This window comes from Candidatus Frankia nodulisporulans, from assembly GCF_902806475.1.
Lineage (GTDB): Bacteria > Actinomycetota > Actinomycetes > Frankiales > Frankiaceae > Frankia > Frankia umida.
Genome location: NZ_CADCWS010000001.1, coordinates 14,925 through 40,557, shown reverse-complemented (window position 1 = coordinate 40,557; position 25,633 = coordinate 14,925). Strand labels below are relative to the sequence as shown.

At 72.6% G+C, this 25,633-nt stretch carries 21 protein-coding genes; 20 read left to right on the top strand and 1 reads right to left on the bottom strand.

All coding sequences use genetic code 11. From position 1 onward, the window contains the following. Window positions 1–43: 43 nt before the first annotated feature. The 4 genes from G6R24_RS00155 to G6R24_RS00140 all read left to right on the top strand — a co-directional run bounded on the left by G6R24_RS00155 (window position 44) and on the right by G6R24_RS00140 (window position 3,531). Entirely contained in the window at window positions 44–1,129 is a 1,086-nt protein-coding gene (locus G6R24_RS00155; RefSeq protein WP_163547005.1) for an ABC transporter substrate-binding protein, read from the top strand. Between the two features lie 65 nt (window positions 1,130–1,194). Continuing rightward, window positions 1,195–1,956 carry an ABC transporter ATP-binding protein gene (locus G6R24_RS00150; RefSeq protein ID WP_163547003.1) on the top strand — a complete coding sequence of 254 codons (762 nt, stop codon included), beginning with the start codon at window positions 1,195–1,197 and terminating at the stop codon, window positions 1,954–1,956. Continuing rightward, a complete protein-coding gene (locus G6R24_RS00145; protein ID WP_163547001.1) occupies window positions 1,946–3,034 on the top strand; it encodes an ABC transporter permease in 1,089 nt (362 codons plus the stop codon). The genes G6R24_RS00150 and G6R24_RS00145 overlap by 11 nt, the downstream gene beginning before the upstream one ends. 41 nt (window positions 3,035–3,075) lie before the next feature. Then, on the top strand, window positions 3,076–3,531 hold the full coding sequence (locus tag G6R24_RS00140) for an RrF2 family transcriptional regulator (protein ID WP_163546999.1): 456 nt from the start codon (window positions 3,076–3,078) through the stop codon (window positions 3,529–3,531). Between the two features lie 104 nt (window positions 3,532–3,635). On the opposite strand, the gene G6R24_RS21760 is transcribed toward G6R24_RS00140, so the two are convergent. Continuing rightward, window positions 3,636–4,811, bottom strand: a complete 1,176-nt coding sequence (locus G6R24_RS21760) for a DUF4439 domain-containing protein (protein ID WP_225437907.1) — start codon at window positions 4,809–4,811, stop codon at window positions 3,636–3,638. A gap of 480 nt (window positions 4,812–5,291) precedes the next feature. On the opposite strand from G6R24_RS21760, the gene rimP reads away from it, so the two are divergent. The 16 genes from rimP to G6R24_RS00055 all read left to right on the top strand — a co-directional run bounded on the left by rimP (window position 5,292) and on the right by G6R24_RS00055 (window position 25,553). Further along, complete coding sequence (rimP, locus tag G6R24_RS00130) at window positions 5,292–6,002, top strand: ribosome maturation factor RimP (RefSeq protein ID WP_225437890.1); 711 nt, start codon at window positions 5,292–5,294, stop codon at window positions 6,000–6,002. Beyond that, window positions 5,999–7,060: a transcription termination factor NusA gene (gene nusA / locus G6R24_RS00125; RefSeq protein WP_163546997.1), complete on the top strand. Its 1,062-nt coding sequence runs from the start codon at window positions 5,999–6,001 to the stop codon at window positions 7,058–7,060. The genes rimP and nusA overlap by 4 nt, the downstream gene beginning before the upstream one ends. Window positions 7,061–7,067: 7 nt before the next feature. Continuing rightward, a complete protein-coding gene (locus tag G6R24_RS00120) occupies window positions 7,068–7,565 on the top strand; it encodes a YlxR family protein (RefSeq protein ID WP_163546995.1) in 498 nt (165 codons plus the stop codon). Between the two features lie 61 nt (window positions 7,566–7,626). After that, a complete protein-coding gene (gene infB, locus G6R24_RS00115) occupies window positions 7,627–10,716 on the top strand; it encodes a translation initiation factor IF-2 (protein WP_163546993.1) in 3,090 nt (1,029 codons plus the stop codon). 74 nt (window positions 10,717–10,790) lie between these two features. Then, a complete protein-coding gene (locus tag G6R24_RS00110) occupies window positions 10,791–11,120 on the top strand; it encodes a DUF503 domain-containing protein (RefSeq protein WP_163546990.1) in 330 nt (109 codons plus the stop codon). A 51-nt stretch (window positions 11,121–11,171) separates the two neighbouring features. Continuing rightward, window positions 11,172–11,714 carry a 30S ribosome-binding factor RbfA gene (rbfA, locus tag G6R24_RS00105; protein WP_163546989.1) on the top strand — a complete coding sequence of 181 codons (543 nt, stop codon included), beginning with the start codon at window positions 11,172–11,174 and terminating at the stop codon, window positions 11,712–11,714. Window positions 11,715–11,757: 43 nt separating this feature from the next. After that, on the top strand, window positions 11,758–12,774 hold the full coding sequence (locus G6R24_RS00100) for a DHH family phosphoesterase (protein WP_163546987.1): 1,017 nt from the start codon (window positions 11,758–11,760) through the stop codon (window positions 12,772–12,774). Next, window positions 12,771–13,661: a tRNA pseudouridine(55) synthase TruB gene (truB, locus tag G6R24_RS00095; RefSeq protein WP_163546985.1), complete on the top strand. Its 891-nt coding sequence runs from the start codon at window positions 12,771–12,773 to the stop codon at window positions 13,659–13,661. Before G6R24_RS00100 ends, truB begins: the two co-directional genes overlap by 4 nt. A 113-nt stretch (window positions 13,662–13,774) precedes the next feature. Next, window positions 13,775–14,704, top strand: a complete 930-nt coding sequence (locus G6R24_RS00090) for a bifunctional riboflavin kinase/FAD synthetase (protein WP_163546983.1) — start codon at window positions 13,775–13,777, stop codon at window positions 14,702–14,704. Between the two features lie 232 nt (window positions 14,705–14,936). Then, a complete protein-coding gene (rpsO, locus tag G6R24_RS00085; RefSeq protein ID WP_163546982.1) occupies window positions 14,937–15,206 on the top strand; it encodes a 30S ribosomal protein S15 in 270 nt (89 codons plus the stop codon). A 286-nt stretch (window positions 15,207–15,492) separates the two neighbouring features. Then, window positions 15,493–17,676, top strand: a complete 2,184-nt coding sequence (locus G6R24_RS00080) for a polyribonucleotide nucleotidyltransferase (RefSeq protein WP_163546980.1) — start codon at window positions 15,493–15,495, stop codon at window positions 17,674–17,676. A 10-nt stretch (window positions 17,677–17,686) separates the two neighbouring features. Next, window positions 17,687–19,033, top strand: a complete 1,347-nt coding sequence (locus G6R24_RS00075) for a M16 family metallopeptidase (protein WP_391530098.1) — start codon at window positions 17,687–17,689, stop codon at window positions 19,031–19,033. Between the two features lie 54 nt (window positions 19,034–19,087). After that, window positions 19,088–19,840, top strand: a complete 753-nt coding sequence (gene dapB, locus G6R24_RS00070) for a 4-hydroxy-tetrahydrodipicolinate reductase (protein ID WP_163546978.1) — start codon at window positions 19,088–19,090, stop codon at window positions 19,838–19,840. Window positions 19,841–19,943: 103 nt separating this feature from the next. Further along, on the top strand, window positions 19,944–21,728 hold the full coding sequence (locus G6R24_RS00065) for an Hsp70 family protein (RefSeq protein WP_163546976.1): 1,785 nt from the start codon (window positions 19,944–19,946) through the stop codon (window positions 21,726–21,728). Window positions 21,729–21,733: 5 nt separating this feature from the next. Further along, window positions 21,734–24,127: a hypothetical protein gene (locus G6R24_RS00060; protein ID WP_163546974.1), complete on the top strand. Its 2,394-nt coding sequence runs from the start codon at window positions 21,734–21,736 to the stop codon at window positions 24,125–24,127. A gap of 472 nt (window positions 24,128–24,599) precedes the next feature. Beyond that, on the top strand, window positions 24,600–25,553 hold the full coding sequence (locus G6R24_RS00055; RefSeq protein ID WP_163546972.1) for a UDP-glucuronic acid decarboxylase family protein: 954 nt from the start codon (window positions 24,600–24,602) through the stop codon (window positions 25,551–25,553). Window positions 25,554–25,633: the final 80 nt, after the last annotated feature.

Below are 25,633 nucleotides of genomic sequence, written 5' to 3'. Positions count from 1 at the left end.
CTTGCATGGCGCGGGCCATCGCCCGCGTGAACTGGGGGTTTACATGAAATCGAGCCGCTTGTGGCGTGCTCTGACGCCACTGATCACCGTGGGCGCCGTGGCGCTCGCGTTGGTCGGCTGCTCCAGTTCGGGCAGCGACGGCTCGTCGGTCGACTCGACCAGCTCCACGCCCGGCCAGGTCAGCGGAACGCTCCGGCTGGGCTACTTCCCGAACCTCACCCACGCGCCGGCGCTGTACGGGGTCGAGAAGGGCATCTTCACCAAGGACCTCGGCTCCGGGGTCACGCTGAAGCCCGCGACGTTCAACTCCGGTACGCAGGAGGGCGAGGCGATCCTCTCCGGCGCGATCGACGCCGGCTACATCGGCCCGAACCCCGCGGTCAACAGCTTCATCAAGTCCAACGGTGATGCGATCCGGATCATCTCCGGGGTGACCTCCGGTGGCGCGTCCCTGGTGGTCCGGCCCGAGATCGCCTCGGTCGCCGACCTCAAGGGCAAGACGATCGCCACCCCGGGTCTGGCCAACACGCAGGACGTGGCGCTGCGCTACTTCCTGAAGAAGAACGGCCTCAAGACCGACACCCAGGGTGGCGGTGACGTCTCGATCAAGCCGCAGGACAACTCCCTGACGGTGGACGCCTTCCAGAACAAGGCGATCGACGGCGCCTGGGTGCCCGAGCCGACCGCGTCCCGGCTGGTGGCCGCCGGCGGCAAGGTGCTCGTCAACGAGGCCGACCAGTGGCCCGAGACGAACGGCAAGTTCGTCACCACGCTGCTGATCGTGCGCACCGACTACCTCAAGAAGAACCCGGAGATCGTCCGGCGCCTCGTCACGGCGAACGTGGAGTCGATCAACGGGCTCAACGCCGACCTGGCCGCGGGTGCGACGGTCGCCAACACCGCGCTGAGCAAGCTCACCGGCAAGCCGCTGCCCGACAAGGTGCTCGCCTCGGCCTGGAAGTCGCTCACCTTCACCCCGGACCCGATCGCGAAGTCGCTGCTGCTGTCGGCCCAGCACCAGGAGGAGCTTGGCCTGCTCAAGGGCGCCAAGCTGGACGGGATCTTCGATCTCACCACGCTCAACGACGTCCTGACCAAGCAGGGCAAGGCCACCGTCGCCGATTCCTGATCATTCGTAGGGCGGGCCCCGGTCAGCACCGGGGCCCGCGACCAGTTCGACCGGGGGAACAACCCATGACCGCAGTCCTGCCCGACACGGCCCTGCGCATCGACGGCGTCAGCCGGTTCTTCGGCACCGGCGCAGCCCAGGTACAGGCCCTGGACAACGTGAGCCTGGACGTCCGGTCCGGGGAGTTCCTCTGTCTGCTCGGCGCGTCGGGCTGCGGTAAGTCGACCCTGCTCGGGCTGATCGCCGGCCTGGACGCCCCGTCGACCGGCACGGTGGACACCGCCGGTCGGCGGACCGGGATGATGTTCCAGGACTCCGCGTTGCTGCCGTGGCTGACCGCCGGCGGCAACGTCGAGGTACCGCTGCGGCTGCGCGGCATCCGCAGGGCCGAACGTCGAGCCCGGGTGGACGAGCTGCTCTCGATGGTCCGCCTCGCCGGGATGGCGGACCGTCGCCCGCACGAGCTCTCCGGTGGGATGCGCCAACGGGTCAGCCTCGCCCGGGCCTTCGCGCAGGAGGCCGACATCCTGTGCATGGACGAGCCGTTCGGCGCGCTCGACGCGATGACCCGGGACCTGTTGCACGACGAGCTCGAACGGATCTGGCGGCAGACCGGGGTCACGGTCATCTTCGTGACCCACGACGTGCGGGAGGCCGTCCGGCTCGGGGACCGCATCGTGCTGCTGTCGTCCCGGCCCGGGCGGGTGGCCGAGGTCTTCGACGTCGACATCGACCGACCACGACGGATCGACTCGACCCAGGTGGCCGAACTCGCCACCCGGGTGACCACTCGGCTGCGTGAGGAGGTCGGCCGTCATGGCCACTGACATCGGCATCAACCGGAGTTCCCTGACCAAGGGCGACACCAGCGCGCCGGGTGACACCCGGACCGCGGCGGACGACCTTGACCCGGGTGTCCTCGCCGGTCTGGACGCGCTGGACATCCCGACCGCGCAGAGCCGGCCGCTGGCGGGTCGGGCCTGGGCGGCGGCTTGGCCGAAGATCGGCGCGCTCGTCGTGTTCCTGCTGGTCTGGCAGCTGGTGGTCTGGTCGGGCTGGAAGCCCACCTATGTGCTGCCCGGCCCGGTGTCGGCGTTGCGGGAGTTCGGCAGCCGCCTGGGCACCGGCCACTTCTGGGACGCGCTGGTCCGCACCATCGTGCGGGCGCTCAAGGGCTACGCGCTCGCCGTGGTGATCGGCGGCGTGGTCGGTCTGGCGGTCGCCCGGTTCACCGTGCTGCGCACGGCGATCGGATCGTTCATCACCTCACTGCAGACGATGCCCTCGGTCGTCTGGTTCCCGCTGGCCATCCTGCTGTTCAAGCTGAGCGAGTCGGCGATCCTGTTCGTGGTCATCCTCGGCGCGGCCCCCTCGATCGCCAACGGCGTGATCTACGGCGTCGACTATGTGCCGCCGCTGCTGGTCCGGGTGGGCCGCAGCATGGGTGCCCGCGGGTTCTCGCTCTACCGGTACGTCGTGGCGCCGGCGGCGCTGCCCTCGGTGCTGGCCGGACTCAAACAGGGCTGGGCCTTCTCCTGGCGCAGTCTGATGGCCGGTGAGCTCCTGGTGATCGTGCCCGGGCACCCGTCGATCGGGGCGGACCTGCAGAACTCCCGCGAACTGCTCGACGCGGTCGGCGTGATGGCCTCGATGATCACCATCTTCTTCATCGGTGTGGTCGTCGACGCCGCCTTCAACGCCGCCGATCGTCAGCTGCGGGCCCGTCGTGGGCTGGTGGCCGAGGGTAACTCGGCGGTGCGCGCCGCGCAGCGCGGCCGGTCGAGGAACACGGCGGCGCCCGGGTCCGCCGAGGCCACAGCCGCGGGTTACCCGCCGGCTGGCCCGGGCGCGATCGGCCACGACGGCGGCGGTGCGAATGGTGGTGGTGAAGCCGGTCAATCCTGACCGGTCGGCACGTCGGCGCACGTCGCCGGCACAATGGCTGCATGCAGATCTCCGCTCGCGCCGACTACGCGCTGCGCGCACTCCTGACGTTGGCGGCGAGTGACGGGCAACTCGTCAAGGGCGAGTCGCTGGCCCAAGCCCAGGATCTGCCGCTGCGCTTCCTCGAGAACATCCTCACCGATCTGCGTCGGGCGGGGTTCGTCCAGAGTCGGCGCGGGGCCGACGGCGGCTATCAGCTGGGCCGGCCCGCCGGCGAGATCACGATCGCCTCGGTGATCCGGGTGACCGACGGTCCGCTGGCCAGTGTGCGTGGCCGACGTCCGGAGGACGCCCACTACGAGGGCGCCGCCAAGAACCTGCAGGACGTGTGGATCGCCGTCCGGGTGAACCTGCGCCGGGTGCTGGAGAACGTGACCCTCGCGGACGTCGCCGGTGGCCGGCTGCCCGAGATCGTCACCTCGCTCAGCGGTGAGCCCGGCGCGTGGAGCGCGCGCTGAGACCACGCCCACGCCAGCACCTCGACCGGGCCGCGACCGCGACCAGGTGAGATCCGCACCGCGGCGGACGCGGGGGTCCGGGCCCGTCGGTCAGGTCGCACCGGTCAGGTCGCACCGGGCAGGGCACGGCTGGCGGTGGCCGGCGACGCGCCGGCGGCCAGCCGGGCCCGCTGGGCCCGCAGCGCCATCCCGGCCAGCGCGTCGACGGTGAGTGCCCGCAGGTCGGTGCCGACCTGCGCGGTGGCGTCGTGGGCGGCGGCCGCGCAGACGTCCTCGACCTGGCCCAGCAGGCGCAGGGCGGTGGGCACGTCGACCGGTGTGGTCGGCAGCCGGTAGGCGGCCAGTGCCGGCACCGGCGCGCCACCGCGCGCCTCGATCTGGGCGATCAGCTGGTCGCGTAGCCGCAGATGGGCCCGCCAGCCCTCGCGGGCGCGCTGGCGGGCGAGCGCACCCGCCGCTGTCGCCGCCTGTGGGGCGAGCGCCCCGCCGGCCGTGGCCGTCGCATAGATCGCGCCATGGCTGGCCGCGAGCATGGTGGTCAGGGCCCGCAGGATGGCTGCCTGCGGTGGTGGTGCGGCCACCCGCGCCGCCGTCGGGTTCGCCGCCGAGGTCGCTGATGTCGCCGGTGCGGTCGCGGCGGGCGAGGCCGTCGGTGTGGTCGTCGCCGTGGCCAGGGCGGGGTCGCCGTCCCGGTCGAGCATTTCGCTCTGGGCGCTTCCGGCGGCGAACAGGCTCGCGAACAGGGGGGCGAGCAGCCCACTGACCTCGAGGGCGTCGCCGCGGGCCGCGGTGGTGGCGGCGCTCTCGGCGCCGTGCAGGGTCTCGATCGTGGCGTGGAGCGCGGCGGGCGAGTCGTCGGTGCCGGCCGGCAACAGGTCAGCCGGTACCTCGCCGTTCGCCCGGGTCGGCGCCGCGGTGGTGGGGCGCCCGGCGGGTCCGGTCGCCGTGGCGGGTGGGACTGTCGTGGGGGCGGCCGCCGGGACCTGCGCGGCGACGGTGGTGACGGCGACCTCGTGATGGTCACGCAGGGTCTCGAACAGGGCACGCCGCGCCGGATGTCGCTGGGCGGCCGTGCCGTAGGCGACCGCGAGCGCCGCCGCGCGGGTGACCGCGGCCCGGGCGGCGGCCACATCCGCGGCCGACAGGGCCCGCCCGGGCACGCCGGCTCCGGTCGATCCGGTCCGGGAACAGCCGGCACCGGTTGCCGCGGCCAGCGCGATCGTGCCCAGCCCCGCCAGAACCCGCCGCCGGGAGGCGGGTGTGCGCCGCGCGGAGTCCACGGTCAGCAAGCTTCGCACACCGCACGGGTGATGCCCCGCGCACGCCGACGTCGGCGACCCGTGATGGTGTGCGCGGACCCCACGCGGGTGCCCCCGTGAGCCGGCCGATCTCCGCCTCGGGTGGGCGGCGGATGGCCCGTCCGCGGGGGGACGTACCCTGGGGATCTCATTCGTTGACGCCGACCACCGCGCACGAGGCGCGGGTGTCACCTCAATGGCCGTCCCGTGTCCCGTGACATGAGCTGCGTGGCGGCGCCCTGTGACGGTGCCGGTGCCACCCGCCCTGCACGGTTGGGCGGGTCCTGGGCGCGGAGCGTCACGAACCAGGGCGTATCGGCGGGGCGCGGGTCCCGGTCCGGGTGTTCGGCCGCCGCGAGTGCTCCGCCGCCCTGTGCGGTGGTGGCGCCGACGGCGTCGAGCGGCCCGTGAGCCGGGTCGGCGAGATGATCGGATGAACGGATGCGGGAAGGGACAAGGTAGGTGTCAGGCGCGGGGGACTCCGGTTCCGGGCGGGGGAAAGGCCGGGGTGCGGCCGGGGCGGGCCGGCACTCCGGTGCGGTGGTGCGTCCGCAGGTGCGGGCCAGGCTGGAGACCAGCCTGGCCGAGGCGGGTTTCGATCTCGAAGATGTGGTGGTGACCAAGGCCGGTGCGCGCAGCGTGGTCCGGGTGGTGGTGGACCGCGACGGCGGCATCGATCTGGACGTGGTGGCCGAGGCCAGCCGGGCCGTCTCGGAGCTGCTCGACGCGGCCGAGGCGGCCGGTGAGCCACTGACCGGCGGCGCCTATGTGCTCGAGGTCACGTCGCCGGGGGTGGATCGTCCGCTGACCCGGCCGCGGCACTGGCGGCGGGCCGTGGGTCGGCTGGTGACCGTGCGGGACCTCGAGGACGTCGAGGTCTCGGGTCGAGTGGTGTCCGCCGACGAGACCGGGGCAGAGCTCTCGGTGGCGGTCGGGCCGGCCAGGCGGGGTCGTCCCCAGCCGCGCCGGATCGACCGGATCGCGTTCGAGCGGGTGGCCCGGGCCACCGTCGAGGTGGAGTTCTCCGCCACCGGGTATGATGATCTTACCGATGCGCCGTCCTCGGCACCGGATGACGATCTCGATCCGCCGGCCGATCCGGATCCGATGACCAGTGACGAGGGCCGTCAGGTCGGCGCCGAGAGCGCGGCCGGTGAGGAGATGACCCGGTGAAGCTCGACGTGGCCGCACTGCGCGGGATCGAGCGGGAGAAGGAGATCTCCTTCGAAACCCTGCTGCAGGCGCTGGAGACCGCCCTGCTCACGGCCTACCACCACACCCCGGGCTCCGCGCCGGACGCCCGGGTGGTCATCGACCGCACCAGCGGCGAGGTGGCGGTGCTCGCCCGCGAGCAGGGGCCCGACGGCGCCAGCCGGGAGTACGACGACACACCGGACGACTTCGGCCGGATCGCCACGATGACCGCCAAGCAGGTCATCATGCAGCGGCTGCGGGAGGCTCGCCAGGAGGCGACCTACGGGCAGTACGCCGATCGGGAGCACGAGATCGTCTCCGGTGTGGTGCAGCACCACGGGCAGCGCGCCGGTTCCAAGGTGGTCCTGGTCGACCTCGGCACGATCGAGGGCGTGCTGCCGCCGGCCGAGCAGGTGCCCGGCGAGCGGCTCGAGCACGGTGACCGGATCAAGTGCTACGTGGTGCACGTCGCCCGGGGCATGCACGGGCCGACCGTCACGTTGTCGCGCACCCATCCCGAACTGGTCAAGGGTCTGTTCCGGCTCGAGGTCCCCGAAGTCGCCGACGGGACGGTGGAGCTGGCCGCGATCGCCCGTGAGGCCGGTCACCGCAGCAAGATCGCCGTGCGGTCGAAGGTGGCGGGGGTGAACCCGAAGGGGGCGTGCATCGGGCCGATGGGCGCCCGGGTGCGCGCGGTCATGGCCGAACTACGCGGTGAGAAGATCGACATCGTGGACTGGTCGGCGGACCCGGCGACGTTCGTCGGCAGTGCGCTGTCACCGGCCCGGGTGGCCCGGGTCGACGTGACGGACCTGGCCAGTCGCTCGGCCCGGGTGGTCGTTCCCGACTACCAGCTGTCGCTGGCGATCGGTCGAGAAGGGCAGAACGCCCGGCTCGCCGCCCGGCTGACCGGCTGGCGTATCGACATCCACTCCGACGCGGAAGGTCCGACGGCGGAGGCGGAGTCGGCCGGCGACGCCCCGGCCGTGCGCCGATCTTCCGCGACGGGCGGCCCCTCCCGGGGGCGGGCGGGATAGACTGGTCATGGCGTGCCGTGCGGAACCCATCCGTACCTGTATTGGATGTCGAAGCCGCGCGCCGAGTTCCGACCTCCTGCGTATCGTCGTGGACGGTGCCGAGCTCCTGCCGGATGCTCGTCGTCGGCTACGTGGCCGGGGTGCGCACCTGCATCCGGATCAGGCATGTCTCGAGCTCGCGGAGCGTCGCAAGGCGTTCCCCCGGGCCCTGCGTGTGCCGGGTCCACTGGAGGCGGAGCGAATCAGGCGGTACCTGGAGCAGCTCGGTTCCGGGGTGGTCGACCCGGTGACGCGGGTTGGTCGCCCGGAGCGGCCGTCGGGGTCCCGGCTGGCCGAGAAATCGGGTAAAGAAAGAGGGGCACCGCGCGGCAGCGGGGTGTCGGCAGGGAGGGCTCGGGCATCGGCGGTAGCCGGCATCCGGCCAGGTACACAGGCGGCGCCACATGACGTCGACACGGAAGCAGGTCGAGACAGCGATGATCGCTCAATGAGCACCCAGCCATGATCACGACCGGCAGGTAACGAGGTCACGCGGGCACGGACCGCGGGCCGATAGAAGGAGCACCGTGGCAGGAAAGGCCCGCGTACACGAGCTCGCCAAGGAGCTTGGTGTCGACAGCAAGACCGTTCTCGCCAAGCTGAAAGATCTCGGTGAGTTCGTGAAGTCCGCCTCGTCCACTGTCGAGGCACCCGTCGTGCGCAAGCTCAAGGAGGCGTTCCCGGCCGAGGGTGGTGCCGCCGGTGGCGGTCGCCCCGGTGGCCGGCCCGCCGGCAACGGAGCCCGTCCGGGCCCGCCGCCGCGTCCCGGCCCCGCACCGCGTCCCGGCCCCCGGCCGGTTCCCGGTCGCCCTGGTCCCGTTCCGGCCCGACCGGCTCCCGCGTCCGGGCCGTCCGCGCCCGCGCCGTCGGTGCAGTCCGCGCCCAGCCCCGTCGTGGCACCGGTGAGTCCGCCGAGCCCGGCGCCGGTGGCGGCGCCTCGTCCCGTGGCGGCCAGCGCCGCGGCGCCCGCCGCACCGGTGGCGCCCGTGGCACCGTCCGCGCCCGCGGCACCCGCGTCGACTCCGGCGGCGGCAGGTCCGCGCCCCGGCACGCCGGCGGCCCCGGGTGGCCGGTCCCGTCCGGGTGGCCCCGGTGGCTCGGCTCCGGCCGGGCCCGGTGGCGCCCCGGCTGGTGGCGCGCCCCGGCCAGGCCCGCGTCCGGGTCCCCGGCCGAGCTCGCCCGGTAACAACCCCTACACGACACCGTCCGCCGGGCCCCGCCCGTCGGGCGCTCAGTCCGGTGGTCAGTCCCCGGCCTCGCCGCCGCGTGCCGGTGGTCCGCGGCCGGGTCCGCGCCCCGGTGGCTCGCGTCCCGGTGGCGCTGGCCCCGGCGGTCCCGGTGGGCCTCGTCCCTCGCCCGGCTCGGTTCCGCCGCGGCCCGGTTCGCGCCCCGGTGGCCAGGGCAGCGGCATGCCGCCGCGCCCGGGTGGCAGCGGTGGCCCGCGTCCGGGTGGTAGTGGTGGTCCGCGCCCGAACGCGAACATGTTCCAGCCTCGTCCGGCCGGCGGCGCTCCCGGGCGTCCCGGTGGCGGTGGCGGCGGTGGCGGCGGCGCTCCCGGGCGTCCCGGTGGCGGTGGCGGCGGCGCGCGTCCCGGCGGCTTCGCCGGCCGTGGCGGTGCGCCGGGTCGTCCCGGTGGCGGCGGTGGCGGTCGGCCGGCGGCCGGCGGTCGCGGTCGCGGCGGTACCACGGCGGGAGCGTTCGGCCCCGGTGGGCGTGGGCGTCCCGGACGCCAGCGCAAGTCCAAGCGGGCGAAGCGGCAGGAATGGGAGAGCGGCCTGGAGGCGCCGCGGATGGGCGCGATGGTCCCCCGTGGCAACGGGCAGGCCATTCGTCTTCCGCGCGGCGCCTCACTGGCGGACTTCGCTGACAAGATCGACGCGAACCCCGGTGCGCTGGTCCAGGTCGTGTTCACCCAGCTTGGCGAGATGGTGACCGCGACGCAGTCCTGCACCGACGAGACGCTGCAGCTGCTGGGCGTCACCCTCGGCTACGAGGTGCAGATCGTCAGCCCCGAGGACGAGGACAAGGAGCTGCTGGAAAGCTTCGACCTGTCCTTCGGTGGGGCGTACGGCGACGACGTCGAGCTCGTCACCCGGCCGCCGGTCGTGACCGTCATGGGTCACGTCGACCACGGTAAGACGAAGCTGCTCGACGCCATCCGGTTCACCGACGTGGTCGCGGGTGAGGCCGGTGGTATCACCCAGCACATCGGTGCCTACCAGGTGCGGGCGACGGTCGACGGTTCCGACCGGCCGATCACCTTCATCGACACCCCGGGCCACGAGACCTTCACCGCCATGCGTGCCCGTGGCGCCCAGGTCACCGACATCGTGGTCTTGGTCGTCGCGGCGGACGACGGCGTGAAGCCGCAGACCATCGAGGCGCTCAACCACGCCCAGGCGGCGAACGTGCCGGTCGTCGTGGCCGTCAACAAGATCGACAAGGAGGGCGCGGACCCGGCCAAGGTCCGCGGCCAGCTCACCGAGTACGGCCTGGTCGCCGAGGAGTACGGCGGCGACACGATGTTCGTCGACGTCTCCGCCCGTAACCGGGTCAACATCGACGGCCTGCTCGAGGCCATCGTGCTCACCGCCGACGCCTCGCTGGACCTGCGGGCGCCGACGGACAGCGAGGCCCAGGGTGTCGCGATCGAAGGTCGTCTCGACCGTGGTCGCGGCCCGGTGGCGACGGTGCTCGTCCAGCGCGGCACGCTGCGCGTCGGTGACTCGGTCGTCGCCGGCGAGGCGTTCGGCCGGGTGCGCGCCATGCTCGACGAGCATGGCGACCAGGTGACCGAGGCGGGTCCGGCCCGTCCGGTGCAGGTGCTCGGCTTCACGAGCGTTCCCGACGCCGGGGACAACTTCCTCGTGGTGCCCGAGGACCGGGTGGCCCGTCAGATCGCCGAGCGCCGCCAGGCCCGCGAGCGCAACGCCGAGCTCGCGCTCAGCCGTGGCCGTCCGACGCTGGAGAACATCCTCGAGCGGATGAAGGAAGGCGAGAAGACCCAGCTCAACCTCATCCTCAAGGGCGATGTCTCCGGTTCGGTCGAGGCCCTCGAGGACGCCCTGCTCAAGATCGATGTGGGCGACGAGGTGGGTCTGCGGATCATCGACCGCGGTGTCGGTGCGATCACCGAGACGAACGTGATGCTGGCATCGGCGTCCGACGCGGTGATCATCGGCTTCAACGTCCGGCCGCAGGGCAAGGCGACGGAGCTGGCCGACCGCGAGGGCGTCGAGGTCCGCTACTACTCGGTGATCTACCAGGCCATCGAGGACATCGAGAACGCGCTCAAGGGCATGCTCAAGCCGGTCTACGAGGAGGCCCAGCTCGGCACCGCCGAGGTCCGGGAGGTCTTCCGGGTGCCGCGCATCGGCAACGTCGCGGGTTCGCTGGTCCGCTCCGGGATCATCCGGCGCAACGTCAAGGCCCGCCTCATCCGCGATGGCGTGGTCGTGGCGGACAACCTCACGGTCGAGTCGCTCAAGCGGTTCAAGGACGACGCCACCGAGGTGCGCGAGGGCTACGAGTGCGGTATCGGGCTCGGGTCGTTCAACGACATCAAGGTGGACGACATCATCGAGGCCTTCGAGCAGCGGGAGGTTCCCCGCACCTGAGGCACCACACGTCGCCGGGGCCGGTCGGATCGGTCGGCCCCGGCGGTGGTGGCGCCCCGTCCGACGGGGATGTCATGTGGATCGCAAGTCTGAGCCTTGATCTCCTTCTCGGGGACGTGCACTCCCTGAAGGAGAAGCGGTCCGTGGTCCGGCCGATCGTGGCCGAGCTGCGCCGTCGCTTCGCGGTCAGTGTGGCCGAGACCGGTCAGCTCGACCTGCATCGTCGCGCCGAGATCGGCGTGGCGGTCGTGGCCGCGGACCGTGGCCACTGCATGGAGGTACTGTGCGCCTGCGAGCAGCTCGTCGCGCAGCGCCCGGAAGTCGACGTTCTCGCCGCCCGCGAACGGGTGTTCACCGAGGACGACGCGGATGGTGCGTCCTTCCCGGATCCGGCCGTCCGGTAGCGGACGGGGCCCGCGGGGACGACGACGGACATGTGAACGAGGAGGTGGACGGTGGCGGATCCAGCCCGGGCGCGCCGGTTGGCGGTGCGCATCCGTGAGGTGGTCGCGTCCATGTTGGAACGCGGTGTCAAGGATCCTCGGCTCGGCATGGTCACGGTGACCGATGTCCGGGTCAGCCCGGACCTGGTGGACGCGACGGTCTTCTACACCGTCTACGGCGGCGAGGCCGACCGGCAGGCCTCGGCCGAGGCGCTGGAGTCGGCCCGCGGACTGCTGCGCAGCCAGGTGGGCCGGGCCACCGGGGTGAAGAACACCCCGACCCTGACCTTCGTGCACGACCGGCTGCCCGATGACGCCCGTCATCTCGAGGATCTGATCAGTGTGGCGCGGGCACGGGACGCCCGGCTGGTGGAGGTCCGTCGGGACGCGAGCCCCGCCGGCGAGGAAGATCCCTATCGACGTCCGCGGGTGATCGACGAGGACGACCCGCTCGAGGATGATGACGCCGTGGACGAGGGTACCGACGACAGCCGGGGGTACCTCGACGATCGGGACCGCGGCGCGGTCGGCGACCTTGATGTGACAGGCCGTTAGGGGAAGGCTCGCGGGTCGGCGGGCACGGCGAGGGAGACGGGCGATGATCGATCGGAGCGGCCCCGCGGCGGACCGGATGGCACTCGTCGGGCTGCTACGCGAAACCGTCGCCGCCGGCGAGGAGATCCTGCTGGCGGCGCACGTCGCTCCGGACGCCGACAGCCTCGGTTCGGCGCTGGCCCTGGGGCTGGCGCTGCGCCGTCTGGGCGCCCGGGTCCGGGTGTCCTTCGACGCCGAACCGTTCGCGGTGCCCCGCACGCTGCGTTTCCTCGCCGGCCAGGAGCTGCTGGTCGACCCGGCCGCGATCGGCGTCGCCCCCTACCTGGTCGTCACCCTGGACGCCGACAGCCCGGCACGCCTGGGTCGGCTCGCCGCGGCGGCCACGGCACCCGGCACCCGGACCGTGGTGATCGACCATCATCCGTCCAACACCCGCTTCGGCGCCGTCAACCTGGTCGACAGCACGGCCGCGGCGACCAGCGTGCTGGCCGTCGACGTCATCGACGCGCTCGGCGTGCCGTTGGACGTCGACATGGCCGCCGCCCTCTACGCCGGCCTGGTCACCGACACCGGATCGTTTCGCTCCGCCGCGACGACGGCCGCGGAGCACCGGCTGGCCGCCCGCCTGCTGGAGACCGGCATCCGCCACGACCTGATCAGCCGGGACCTGTGGGACGACCATCCCTTCGGCTATGTCCAGCTGCTGGGCTCGGTGCTCGGGCGGGCCCGCCTCGAACCCGAGCACGACCTGGTCTGGAGCTGGTGTGAGCAGCGGGATTTGCTGGCGGCAGGCCTCGCCCCGGACGAGATCCAGGGGTTCATCGACATCCTGCGCTCGGTGTCGGACGCGGAGGTCGCGCTGATCTGCCGGCAGGACAGCACCGGCTGGAACGTGTCGGTGCGCTCACGCGGTGGTCTCGACGTCGGCGCCGTGTGCGTGACCCTCGGCGGCGGCGGGCACCGGCTGGCCGCGGGCTTTCGCTCCACCGCCGAACTCGTCCCGCTGATGGACCAGGTACGCGCGGCGTTGGCACCGGCCACGGCGTTGGGCGCCCGGTGAGTCCGCACGGACGCGGCACCGGCCCGCAGGTGGACGGCCTGCTCGTCCTCGACAAGCCGGCCGGCTGCACCTCCCATGACGTGGTCGCGCGGGCCCGACGGATTCTGGGGCAGCGCCGGATCGGTCACGCCGGCACCCTCGACCCGATGGCCACCGGGGTGCTGTTGCTCGGCGCCGGACGCGCCACCCGGCTGCTGGGCCATCTCGCGCTGACGGACAAGACCTACACGGCGACGATCCGTCTCGGCCGGACGACCACCACCGACGACGCGCAGGGCGAGCCGTTGGTGGACCGGCCGGTCGACGTCGACGACGTGGCGCTGCGCCGGGAACTGGGCGCGCTCACCGGTCCGATCGACCAGGTGCCCTCGAGCGTGAGCGCGGTGAAGGTCGACGGTGTGCGGGCCTACGCCCGGGTCCGCGCCGGGGAACAGGTGGAACTCGCCGCCCGGCGGGTCACGGTGCACCGCTTCGACCTGTTGGCACGCCGCGGCGACGACCTCGACGTGGTGGTGGACTGCTCCAGCGGTACCTACATCCGGGCGCTCGCGCGTGATCTCGGGTCGGCGCTGGGATGCGGGGGGCATCTGGTGGCGCTGCGGCGCACCGTCGTGGGTCCCTTCGCGCTGGCGGCGGCGGTGAGTCTGGACACCTTCGCGCAGCGGGGAGCGGCGGCGCTCACACCGCTGGGGGAGGCGGTGTCGACCAGCTTCGCCCGCCGTGAGGTCGCCGGCGCGCAGGCTGTCGACGTCACCCACGGCCGGCGCCTGACGCCGCTGGGACAGCCCGGTACCTACGGGGTGTTCGACCCGGACGGGACGATGCTGGCGCTGGTGGAGGAGACCGCCGACACCGTCCGCTCGCTGGTCGTGTTCGCCCCGGCCTGAGGTGGATATCCGGTCGCGGTGACCGGGGGCGCCGAGGGCCGCGTGGCCCGGTGCGCCACCGGTGGTGGTGCCGCCCGGACGGTGCAGCGCGGGAATGTCCTAGGCTTCCCTGCGTGCATACGTGGCGGGGCGCCGAGAACACGCCGGCCGAGTGGGGCGGCGGGGTGGTCACGATCGGTTTCTTCGACGGCGTGCACCGGGGCCACCGGCGCATCATCGGTGAGGCGGTGGCCCTGGCGCACGATCGCGGCCAGCCGGCGCTGGCGCTGACCTTCGATCCGCATCCCGGCGAGGTGCTGCGTCCCGGCAGCCATCCGGCGTTGCTGACCACCCTGCGCTACAAGACCGAGCTGCTGGCCGAGATCGGTGTCGACGCACTGTGCGTGCAGCCGTTCACGGCCGGGTTCAGCCAGGTGTCGGCATCCGACTTCGTCCACGAGATCCTGCTGCGGCGGCTGCGGGCCAGCGTCGTGGTGGTCGGGGAGAACTTCAGCTACGGCCACCGGGCGGCCGGGCGGCTGAGCACGCTCATCGCCGACGGCGCGGCCGCCGGGTTCGAGGTGCGCGGCGTGCCGCTGGTCCGGGCGGGGGAGCGGGTGCTGTCCTCGACGGAGATCCGCCGTCTGGTCGCGGCCGGTGACGTCGAGTCGGCCGCGGCGGCGCTCGGTCGCCCGCACCGGGTCGAGGGTGAGGTCGTGCACGGCGACGCCCGCGGTCGCACGATCGGCTATCCGACCGCGAACATGGAGGCGACGCCGTGGGCCGCGGTGCCGGCCGACGGCGTGTACGCCGGGTTCGCCTGCTGGGGGGAGCATCGCCAGCCGGCCGCGATCTCCATCGGCACGAATCCGACCTTCGCCGGGCGAGAGCGCCGGGTGGAGGCGTTTCTGCTCGATTTCGACGGCGACCTCTACGGCGCGTACATGGCGTACGAGTTCACCCATCGGCTGCGTCCGACGTTGCGCTTCGACTCGGTGGACGAACTGGTCACCCAGATGGCCGCCGACGTCGAGACGACCCGGACGGTGACCCTGCCGGTGTGAGCCCAGGTCGCGGGGAGCCTCGATCGGTGGGAGCCCAGGTCGGACGGGCGAGGGCGGTCGGGCGCGGATGGCCGGCCGGTGACCGGGGGGTTCGCCGTCGGTTGATAAGCTTCGGGGTCAGGCGGGAGTGGCGTGTCCGGATCCAGCGGCGAGGTGGCCGCGGACCGGCTGTCGATCCGGGTGGTGAAGACCCCGGACGCACGCCGTCCCGAAGCAGAGGAGAGGGTTCAGCGTGCCGCTCGCGAGCGACGTCAAGCAGAAGATCATGTCGGACTATGCCACCGTGGAGCGGGACACCGGCTCGCCGGAGGTCCAGGTCGCGATGCTGACCAGGCGGATCAGTGACCTGACCGAGCACCTCAAGGTGCACAAGCACGACCATCACAGCCGCCGCGGCCTGCTCCTGCTGGTCGGGCGCCGGCGCCGGCTGCTGAACTACCTGTCGAATACCGACATCAACCGGTACCGGTCGCTGATCGAGCGACTCGGGCTACGTCGATAGCGCCCAAGAGGGAGCGGACCCGCTCGGGACGCTCCCTCTGCCGCATCGGGGGGTAGGTACCCGGTGCGGCAGGTGCCGGCGGGAGTCCCGCCGGCACGATGAAGGACCTGACCGGGTCCGTGACGGCGAGATCCGCCGGTCCTCGGTCGTGGTCGCCGGGTGCGAGCTTTCCGCTCGTGTTCCCGGGGGCCTCGACTGAGCACCGGCATCCTCGAAACGCGGACCCGGCCGGAACACACGATCGGCTGCGTGGACCCGGCCGACGACGAGGATGGAGTGGCTTCGAGTGGACGACTCGACACATGCGGCAGAGGCGGTCATCGCGACCCCGGCCGGTACCCGCACGGTGCGTTTTGAGACCGGCCGGCTGGCCAGGCAGGCCGCCGGATCGGCGGTCGCCTTCCTGGGCGACACCATGGTGCTGTCCGCGACCACGTTCAGCAAGCAGCCCAAGGAACAGCTCGACTTCTTCCCCCTGACGGTGGACGTCGAGGAGCGGATGTACGCCGCCGGGCGCATCCCCGGCTCGTTCTTCCGCCGTGAGGGCCGGCCCAGCGAGGACGCGATCCTCACCTGTCGGCTGATCGACCGGCCGCTGCGCCCGTCGTTCGCCAAGGGCCTGCGCAACGAGATCCAGGTCGTGGCCACCGTGCTCGCCCTGGACCCGAACACCCTCTACGACGTGGTCGCGATCAACGCGGCGAGCGCGTCGACGACGCTGTCCGGTCTGCCGTTCTCCGGTCCGATCGGTGCGACCCGGGTCGGCTACGTCGACGGTGAGTGGATCGCCTTCCCGACGCACGAGGAGCTCTCCCGGGCCACCTTCGACATGGTCGTCGCCGGCCGGGTCGTCGACGGCGGCGATGTGGCGATCATGATGGTGGAGGCGGAGGCGACCCCGGGCACGGTGGAGCTGATCGCCGGGGGCGCTCCCGCGCCGACCGAGGAGGTCGTCGCCGCGGGTCTGGAGGCCGCCAAGCCCGCCATCCGCGAGCTGTGCCGGGCGCAGAGCGAACTGGCCGCGGCCGCCGGCAAGCCGATCCGGGAGTTCCCGGTCTTCGTCGACCACCAGGACGACGTGTTCGACGCGCTGTCCGCCGCGGTGGGCGACGAGCTGGGCGCGGCGCTGCGCATCGCCGGCAAGACCGAGCGCGAGGCCGAGCTCGACCGGGTCCGCGGGCTCGCGGCGGAGAAGGTCGCCGCCCAGTTCGAGGGTCGGGAGAAGGAGATCAATCCGGCCTACCGGGCGCTGACCAAGAAGCTGGTGCGTTCCCGGATCGCCACCGAGGGTGTGCGCATCGACGGTCGGTCGACGACCGAGATCCGGGCGCTGTCGGCCGAGGTCGACTACATCCCGCGGGTGCACGGCTCGGCGCTGTTCGAGCGGGGCGAGACGCAGATCCTCGGCGTCACGACGCTCGCGATGCTGCGCATGGAGCAGACGGTCGACACGCTCAACCCCGACCGCACCAAGCGGTACATGCACAACTACAACTTCCCGCCGTACTCCACCGGTGAGACCGGCCGGGTGGGTTCGCCCAAGCGTCGCGAGATCGGCCACGGCGCGCTCGCCGAGCGGGCGCTGCTGCCGGTGCTGCCCAGCCGCGAGGAGTTCCCCTACGCGATCCGCCAGGTCTCCGAGGCGCTGAGCTCCAACGGCTCCACCTCGATGGGTTCGGTCTGCGCGAGCACGCTGTCGCTGCTCAACGCCGGTGTGCCGCTCAAGGCGCCGGTCGCCGGCATCGCGATGGGTCTCATCCACGCCGATGGCACCTACGTCACGCTGACCGACATCCTCGGCGCCGAGGATGCCTACGGCGACATGGACTTCAAGGTCGCCGGCACCCGTGACTTCGTCACCGCGCTGCAGCTGGACACCAAGCTCGACGGCATTCCCGCCTCGGTGCTGGCCGCCGCGCTGCAGCAGGCCCGCGGCGCGCGGCTGACGATCCTGGACGTGATGGCCGAGGCCATCGGCAGCCCGGACGAGATGTCCGCGCACGCCCCGCGGGTCATCTCGGTCAAGATCCCGGTCGACAAGATCGGTGAGGTGATCGGGCCCAAGGGCAAGATGATCAATCAGATCCAGGCCGACAGCGGCGCCGAGATCACCGTCGAGGACGACGGCACGATCTACATCGGTGCCGTGGACGGCCCGTCCGCCGAGTCCGCCCGTTCGGCGATCAACGCGATCGCGAACCCGCAGATGCCGGAGGTCGGCGAGCGCTACCTCGGCACGATCGTCAAGATCACGAACTTCGGGGCGTTCGTGTCGCTCACCCCGGGTCGGGACGGTCTGCTGCACGTGTCCAAGCTCAAGACGCTCTCCGGCGGCAAGCGGGTGGAGAAGGTCGAGGACGTGCTCACCGTCGGGCAGAAGCTCCAGGTGGAGATCACCGAGATCGACAACCGCGGCAAGATCTCGCTCTCGCCGATCGCCGAGGCCGCCGACGCGGCGTCGACCTCCTGACGGCCGCGTCGTGACCGACACGCCTACCCCGGACCTGGCCCCGTCCCGGCTGACCACCGGCGGGTTCACCAGCGAATCGCCGCTGGGCAGCACCGTGCGCCGCACGGTGCTGCCCAGCGGCCTTCGGGTCATCACCGAGCGGGTGCCGGGAGTCCGCTCGGCCGCGATCGGCGTCTGGGTGGGCGTGGGCTCGCGCGACGAGACACCGGTGACCGCGGGCTGCTCGCACTACCTCGAGCACCTGCTGTTCAAGGGGACGACCCGACGGGACGCGCTGACCATCAGCGCGTCGGTGGAGGCGGTCGGCGGCGACCTGAACGCCTTCACCAGCAAGGAGTACACCTGCTACTACGCGCGGGTGCTCGACACCGATCTGCCGATGGCCGTCGACGTCGTCGCCGACATGGTGACCAGCTCGCTGGTGACCGCCGACGACGTCGAGGCCGAGCGGGGCGTGATCCTCGAGGAGATCGCCATGCACGAGGATGACCCGGGGGACGTCGTCCACGACGTGTTCGCCGAGGCCATGCTCGGTTCCTCGGCGCTCGGCCGGCCGGTGCTCGGCACGATCGAGTCGATCGAGGGGCTCGGCCGGGAGACGATCGCCGACTACTACCACGGTCGCTACGTTCCCCCGGCGCTGGTCGTCGCGGTGGCCGGCAACCTCGAGCACGAGCGTGCGCTCGACCTGGTCGCCGACGCGTTCGGTGCGCGCCTGGGCGCCGGTGTCACGCCGCGGCCGGTGCGCGCCGGGCGGTACGCCTACCCGCCGGCACCCGGCATCGTGGTCTCCGAGCGGCCGACCGAGCAGGCGAACCTGGTACTCGGCACGGTCGGGCTGTCCCGGCACGACCCACGCCGGTTCGCCCTCGGGGTGCTCTCGACCGCGCTCGGCGGCGGGATGAGCTCCCGGCTGTTCCAGGAGGTCCGGGAGAAGCGCGGGCTCGCCTACTCGGTGTACTCGTTCGCCTCCCACTTCGCCGACGCCGGCCTGTTCGGCGTCTACGCCGGTTGCGGTCCGCGGCGCGCCGACGAGGTGCTCGCGATCGCCCGGGACGAGGTGCGGGCGATCGCCGAGCGCGGGATCACCGCCGAGGAACTCGACCGGGCCCGCGGGCAGAGCCACGGCTCGCTCGTGCTGGGCCTGGAGGACACCGGCTCGCGGATGAGCCGGCTGGGCAAGAGCGAACTCGCCCACGGGGAACTGCTCTCGGTCTCCGAGATCATCGCCCGGGTGGACGCGGTGACACTCGAGGACGTACGCGAGATCGCGGCGACCCTGGTGGCGCAGCCCTGGGCGCTGGGCGTCATCGGGCCGTTCGACGACCACGATTTCAGCGCCGCCGTCGCCAGCTGAGATCGGCCCGGGATCAGGCGGCCCCGCGGGGTGCGCGAGAGGGGAACAGGCACGATGAGTGATCGGCTGGCGGTCGGGGTGCTCGGGGCCCGCGGCCGGATGGGGGCCACGGTCTGCGCGGCCGTCGAGGCGGCACCGGATCTGGACCTGGTCGCGGCCGTCGACACCGGCGAGCAGCGGGAGCCGCTGCGCGCCGCCGACGTGGTCGTCGACTTCACCACCCCGGACGCGGTGCTCGACAACATCCGGTGGTGCGTCGAGGCCGGGCGGCACGTCGTCGTCGGCACCACCGGCTTCGACGACGCCCGGCTGGACACCGTCCGCGGCTGGCTCACCGGGTCCGCCGGGGTCGGCGTGCTGGTGGCGCCGAACTTCGGTGTCGCGGCGGTACTCATGATGACCTTCGCGGCACGGGCCGCCCGGTTCTTCGACTCGGTGGAGATCGTCGAGCTGCACCATCCGAACAAGATCGACGCACCGAGCGGAACGGCGCGGCGCACCGCGGAACTGGTCGCGGCGGCCCGCCGCGCCGCCGGGCTCGCCCCGGCCGGTCCGGACGCCACCACATCGGCCCTGGACGGGGCCCGCGGGGCCCGGGTGGACGACGTGCCCGTGCACGCCGTACGTCTGGCCGGGCTGGTCGCCCACCAGGAGGTCCTGCTCGGGGGCGCGGGCGAGACGCTCACCCTGCGCCACGACTCCTACGACCGGACGTCGTTCATGCCGGGCGTCCTGCTGGCGGTGCGCGAGATCGTCAGCCGCCCCGGTCTGACCGTCGGCCTGGAACACCTGCTCGACCTCGGCTGAGCCGGCGGGTCCCCGGCGGGTCCCCGGCGGGCCGGGCGGCATCGGCCTGGCACCAAGGTGCCGGGGAGTGCTGTCGGAGACCGCAAAAGATAGGTTCCCGGGTGTGGTCGGACACCTTGACCGCCGCTCGGCGGCGAGCTCCCACAGCGTCTACGGTATTGATCTTGGGACGACGTTCAGCTGCGTGGCCCGGGTCACCGAGACCGGTGAGCCGCGGATAGTCCCGTTGGCGGGGGACGCGCAGACCCTGCCGAGCGTGGTGCTGTTCGTCGGCGCCGACGACTACATCACCGGTCAGCCGGCCCGTGAACTCGCCCGCGCCCGTCCCGACGACGTCTGTTCCCTGGTCAAACGCAGGATGGGTGACGGCGACTGGCGTTTCGTCACCCAGGGCACGGCCTGGTCGGCGCCGGCGGTCAGCGGGCTGATCCTCAAGGCCCTCGTCTCCGACGCGGCCCTGGCGACCGGCGAACCGGTGCACGACGTCGTCATCACCGTCCCGGCCTACTTCGGCGACGAGGAACGGCGCGCCACGGTACTCGCCGGCGAGTACGCGGGGCTGTCCGTCGTCGATGTCATCAACGAGCCGACGGCCGCCGCCCTGTCCTACGGGTTCGCCCGGTTCGAGATCGGCGGCCGGCGCACCCTCGGTGGCCCGGGCACGGTGGCCGAGGAGGTCGCGCTCGTCTACGACCTGGGCGGCGGCACGTTCGACGTGACGGTGGTGGAACTGGCCGACCGGCGGGTGTCGGTCGTCGCCATCGACGGCGACCACCAGCTGGGCGGAGCGGACTGGGACGAGAAGATCGTGCTGCTGCTCGGTGACCGCTTCCTCGCCGAACATCCCGGCGCACCGGACCCGTTGGACTCCTCCGAGGCGGCCCAGGTCCTGCTGCTCGCCGCCGAACGGGCCCGCCGCGAGCTCACCGACGTCGAGCGGACCACCGTCGTCGTCGAGCATGACGGCCGGCGCACCGAGGTGGTGCTGACCCGGTCGGCGCTCGAGGAGCTCACCGCCGGCCTGCTGGACCGCACGATCGCCCTGACCCGGGCCGCCCAGCAGGCGGCGCTGGCCCGCGGGGTGCGTGGCATCGACCAGATCCTGCTGGTCGGTGGCGCCTCGCGGATGCCGGCGGTCGCCCGACGGCTGGCCGCCGAGTTCGGTGTTCCGGTGGCGCTCACCGATCCTGACCTGGCCGTCGCCCGTGGCGCGGCGATCTACGGTGAGAAGAAGGCGCTGGAACGACTCGTCCTCGCGGATCTGGTCACCCGCGGTCAGCTGGTCGACGGGGCCGGGGTCGACGCGGCCGCCCCGGAGGCGCTCGACGCGGCCTGCCACCGGTTGGCGCAGGCCCTGGACCTGCCGGCGTCCCGGGTCCGCCGGACGGTCGAGGTCCAGGTCGTCAACGTGGTGTCCCGCGGCTTCGGGGTGCTCGCGCTCAACCGGTTCGGTGACCAGAACGCGGTGTTCCTGGTGCACCGCAACGACCGGCTGCCGGTCGCCGTCGGACGGTCGTTCGGAACGGTTCGCGACGACCAGGACGCGGTCATCGTCCACGTCGTCGAACAGGCCGGTGGGGTCGAGTCGCCTCGGGTCGAGGACAACAAGGTGATCGCCGAGGCGGAGATCACCGGCATTCCCGCCGGTTTCCCGGCCGGCTCGCAGATCCACATCCAGTTCCGGATGGGCTTCGACGGCATCCTCGAGGTCACCGCGACCCACGAGGGTCTGGCGCAGCGGCCGCTGACGGTCCGGGTGGAGACCTCGGCGGCGCTCAGCCAGGCCGACGTCGCCCGGGAACATGAACAGGTGGCTCGGGCCCGTCGGGAACGGGCCACCGGCCCCGGTTTCGGCTCCGGCCCCGGCGCCGCGAACCCTGGGATCTGAGCCCGATGCCCGCCGTCGGCCCGCCCGGACCCACGCTTCCCGACTTCACCCCGGATGACTACCGCGCCCGCGTGCTCGCGTCGGTGCACCGCCGTGGCGGCGCCGAACACAGCGACCCGTTCGAGATCTACGACATCCCGCTGGCCGCCGTCGCCACCCTCACCGACACCCAGGTCCAGGCCCGCATCGACGAGGTCTGGGCGTTCTGGCAGCGCAACCGGGACCATCCCCGCTACCGCGGTGCGATCATCGGGCTGCTCGAGCGGCACGCCGAACTCGCCGCGGCCCTCGCCGACCGCACCACCCGGCTGGCCCTGTCCGAACGGGTCGCCGCGGCCCGCGCCGAGCGGGACGACGAGCGCTTCGCCGCCCTCGACGCCGCCGCCCGTCGACTCGTCGCCCGCTTCGGTGGCCTGCCCGCGGACCGCCTCGAGGGCCTGCGTACCTGGGCCGCGACCCAGGACATCACCGCCGCCGAGTTCGACACCCGTATCCGCCGGCATCGCGTCCTGCCCGCCGCCGGCACCGAGGCGGCCACCGGCCCGGCCCACGGCGAGCAGGTCTCGCCCGCGGTGCTCCGCCAGATCCGCTCCGACCTGGACGAACTCGCCCGGATCGCCGCGACCACCCCGCCGCGCGGCCTGTTCGACCTGCTCGGCCTGCCCACGGACGCCTCGCCCGAGCGGATCCGCGCCGCCCGCGACGCCGCGCTGGCCCGCAACCGGGCCCGTCGACCAGATCGCCGCCGGGCGCTGCTCGACGACCTGCTGGCCGCCGTCCAGACCCTGCTCGTCGACGGCGACCCCCACGCGTACCTGGACGCCCTCGCCGCCGACACCACCACCCGGCTGCGCCCACAGGTGGCCGCCGCCGTCCTGGTCGAGGACGCCCTGCTGCCCGCGGAGGCGGCCCGGCTCGTCGCTGCGGCCCTGGCTGACGGTCTCGACCCGCACCGGGCCCAGGCCGTCGTGCGGGCACTCGCCCGCGAACACGGTGTCGCCGCCCCACCGTTGCCCCCGATCGCCGAGGCGCCCGCGTCCGGTGCCCGCTCCCGGCGCGGCGGGACCGCCGCGCCGGCCGGCGAGCCGGGTGGTTCGACCTCGCGGCCCGCGGACCACTCGGCGCGCCGCCCAGCCGCCGGCCCGACCCGGGGCGCCCTCGACTGGCGCGTCCACGTCTCGCGGGCGCGGGCGGCGCTGCGGGCCGGACGTCCCGTGGCGGCCAGCGATCATGTCGCCGCCGCGCGGGAGGGCGCGGGAGAGACGCTGCCGCCCATTCGCGCCGTGGGGGACGAGGTCGAGGCGGCGATCCGGGCCGCCGCCACCGCCTGGGGCAGGCTCGCCGAGCTGGCCGCCGCCGCGCGCTATCGCGCGGTGCTCGACGCCGTGCGTCCGGTGGTCGCCGTGGCCGCCGACGTGCCAGGTCCGGGCGGCCAGTTGCCCGGTGAACTGCTCTCCCTCGCCGAGGCACGATGCGCCGCCGCCGACGATCTCGTCGCCCGGGCACGTGCCGCCGCGACCACGGGACCAGACGGCACGGGACCAGACGGCACGGGACCAGACGGCACGGGACCAGACGGCACGGGACCAGACGGCACGGGACCAGACGGCACAGGACCAGGCGGCGCCCAGGAGCGGTCGCGTCTGATCGACGAGGCACTGGCGCTGGTCGCCGACCACACCGAGGCGCTCGCCCTGCGCGACGCCACGGCGGCAACCGGTGGGTCGAGGCCAGCGCCGACGCGGGAGCAGGGGCCGACACCGGGGGCGGTGGCCGCGCCCGCGGGGGTGTGGGTGGGCTGGGAGGCCGGGTCGGTGGTGGTGCGCTGGCAGGCGTCGACGACGCCGGGCGAGGTCCGCTACCGGGTCAGTCGGATCGGCGGGGACGGCGCCAGCCGGGTGGTCGGCGTGACGTCGGCGACCGAGCTGGCCGACGGCGGCGCGTCCGCGGGCGAGGTGGCCTACGCGGTCAGCGCGGGTCTCGGCCCGGTCTGGTCGCCCCCCACCCGTAGTGATGCCCCCGCCGAGGTCGCCTCGGTGCCCGAGGCGGGTGATGGGCCGTCTACGCCGAGGACGGTGTCGCCGCCGCCGTCGACGATCGGCCTGCGCTGGGAGTCCGGTCGGCTGCGCTGGAACTGGCCGGCGGACTGCGCCGAGATGGTGGTGGTGGCCCGTGTCGACGAGCGGCCGCGGTCGGCGACCGACCCGGGGGCGTTCACCCGCAGGGTGACCAGTGCACGTCACCGCCGTGAGGGCGGGGTGGTCCTGCCGGCCGAACGGCCACTGCACGTCGCGGTGTTCCGCGGAACCCGCGACAGCGGCCGGCTGGTGATCGCGCCGACGGCGGCGGCCTGGCTGCGCCTCGAACCAGACACCGCGCGGAATCCACCCCCGACGTGATCCGCCCGAATGACGACGCCGGTGTAGTTTCCGGACCGATCAGCAGGAGCCGGCCTCCCAGGTGGTGCGGATGGGATTTCCCGTCGCCGCGCTGACGTAAGGGAGGGGTCCCCTGAAGGCGCCCGGGAGGCTGTGTACCATGCCCAAAGAGGTCGGTCGGGCTGATCTGGTCAGAATCTTGGGGGTGGCCGTGCGGCGAGGTCAGGGCATCATTTCCCAGGCGATGCAGGGCAGGCGGATGGTGTACAGCCGATCGCTGCGGCAGCAGTCTCTCCCCGTCGATTGTGGTTGATCCGATGGCCCTTTTCCCAGCCATCCAGGCGTGGGGAGAGGGGCTTGGCCCAGCTGCCTGGCATCGCTGCCAGGGCCGGTCAGGTGGCCTGTGGGCCGCACGATCCGGCCGGTCGGACCGGCCGGTCGTCGGAGTGAACCTTAAATCGTCCTTAATGATTCAGCTCCGGGAGCACTTCACGTGCGTGCGATAGTGACCGGCGGCGCCGGCTTCCTTGGCAGTCATCTCTGCGAGCGGCTCCTCGGCGACGGCTATGAGGTCGTCTGCTTTGACAACTTCGTCACGGGTCGACCAGAGAATGTCGATCATCTGCTGGCCGATCGGCGTTTCCGGCTTGTCAACCGGGATGTCACGGATTTCATCCACGTTTCCGGCCCGGTGGATGTGGTCCTGCACTTCGCCTCGCCGGCATCTCCGGTGGATTACTACGAGTTGCCGATCGAGACACTGAAGGTGGGGTCGCTCGGCACCTTCCACGCCCTCGGCCTGGCCCGGGAGAAGAACGCGCGTTTCCTGCTCGCGTCCACCTCGGAGTCCTACGGCGACCCGCTGGTCAACCCGCAGCCGGAGACCTACTGGGGAAACGTCAACCCGGTCGGTCCGCGCAGCGTCTACGACGAGGCGAAGCGCTTCGCCGAGGCGGTCACGATGGCCTACCGGCGCAAGCACGGAGTCGACACGGCGATCGTGCGGATCTTCAACACCTACGGCCCGCGGATGCGGGTGGACGACGGACGGGCCATTCCCGCCTTCGTGTCACAGGCGCTGCGCGACGAGCCGATCACCGTCTCGGGCGACGGCTCGCAGACCCGCTCGATCTGCTACGTCGACGACCTCATCGACGGGATCGTCCGGCTGCTGCACTCCGACCTGGCCGGCCCGGTCAACATCGGCAACCCGCACGAGATGTCGATCCTCGACACCGCGCGGCTCGTGCGTGATCTGTGTGGTTCGTCCGCGCCGATCACCTTCGTCCCCCGGCCGACCGACGATCCCTCGGTGCGTCAGCCCGACATCACCCAGGCCCGCACGCTGCTTGGCTGGGAACCGAAAACGGAGCTGCACGACGGTCTGAACCGCACGATCTCGTGGTTCGCGGGTCAGCTCATCGAGCGCCGCCAGACCGTCGCCTGACCGCCGGGTGAACACCAGCCCGCCGGCTCACACCGGTGTGATTCACCGGGGGGCCGCCGCGCGACCAGGGAGTTATGTTG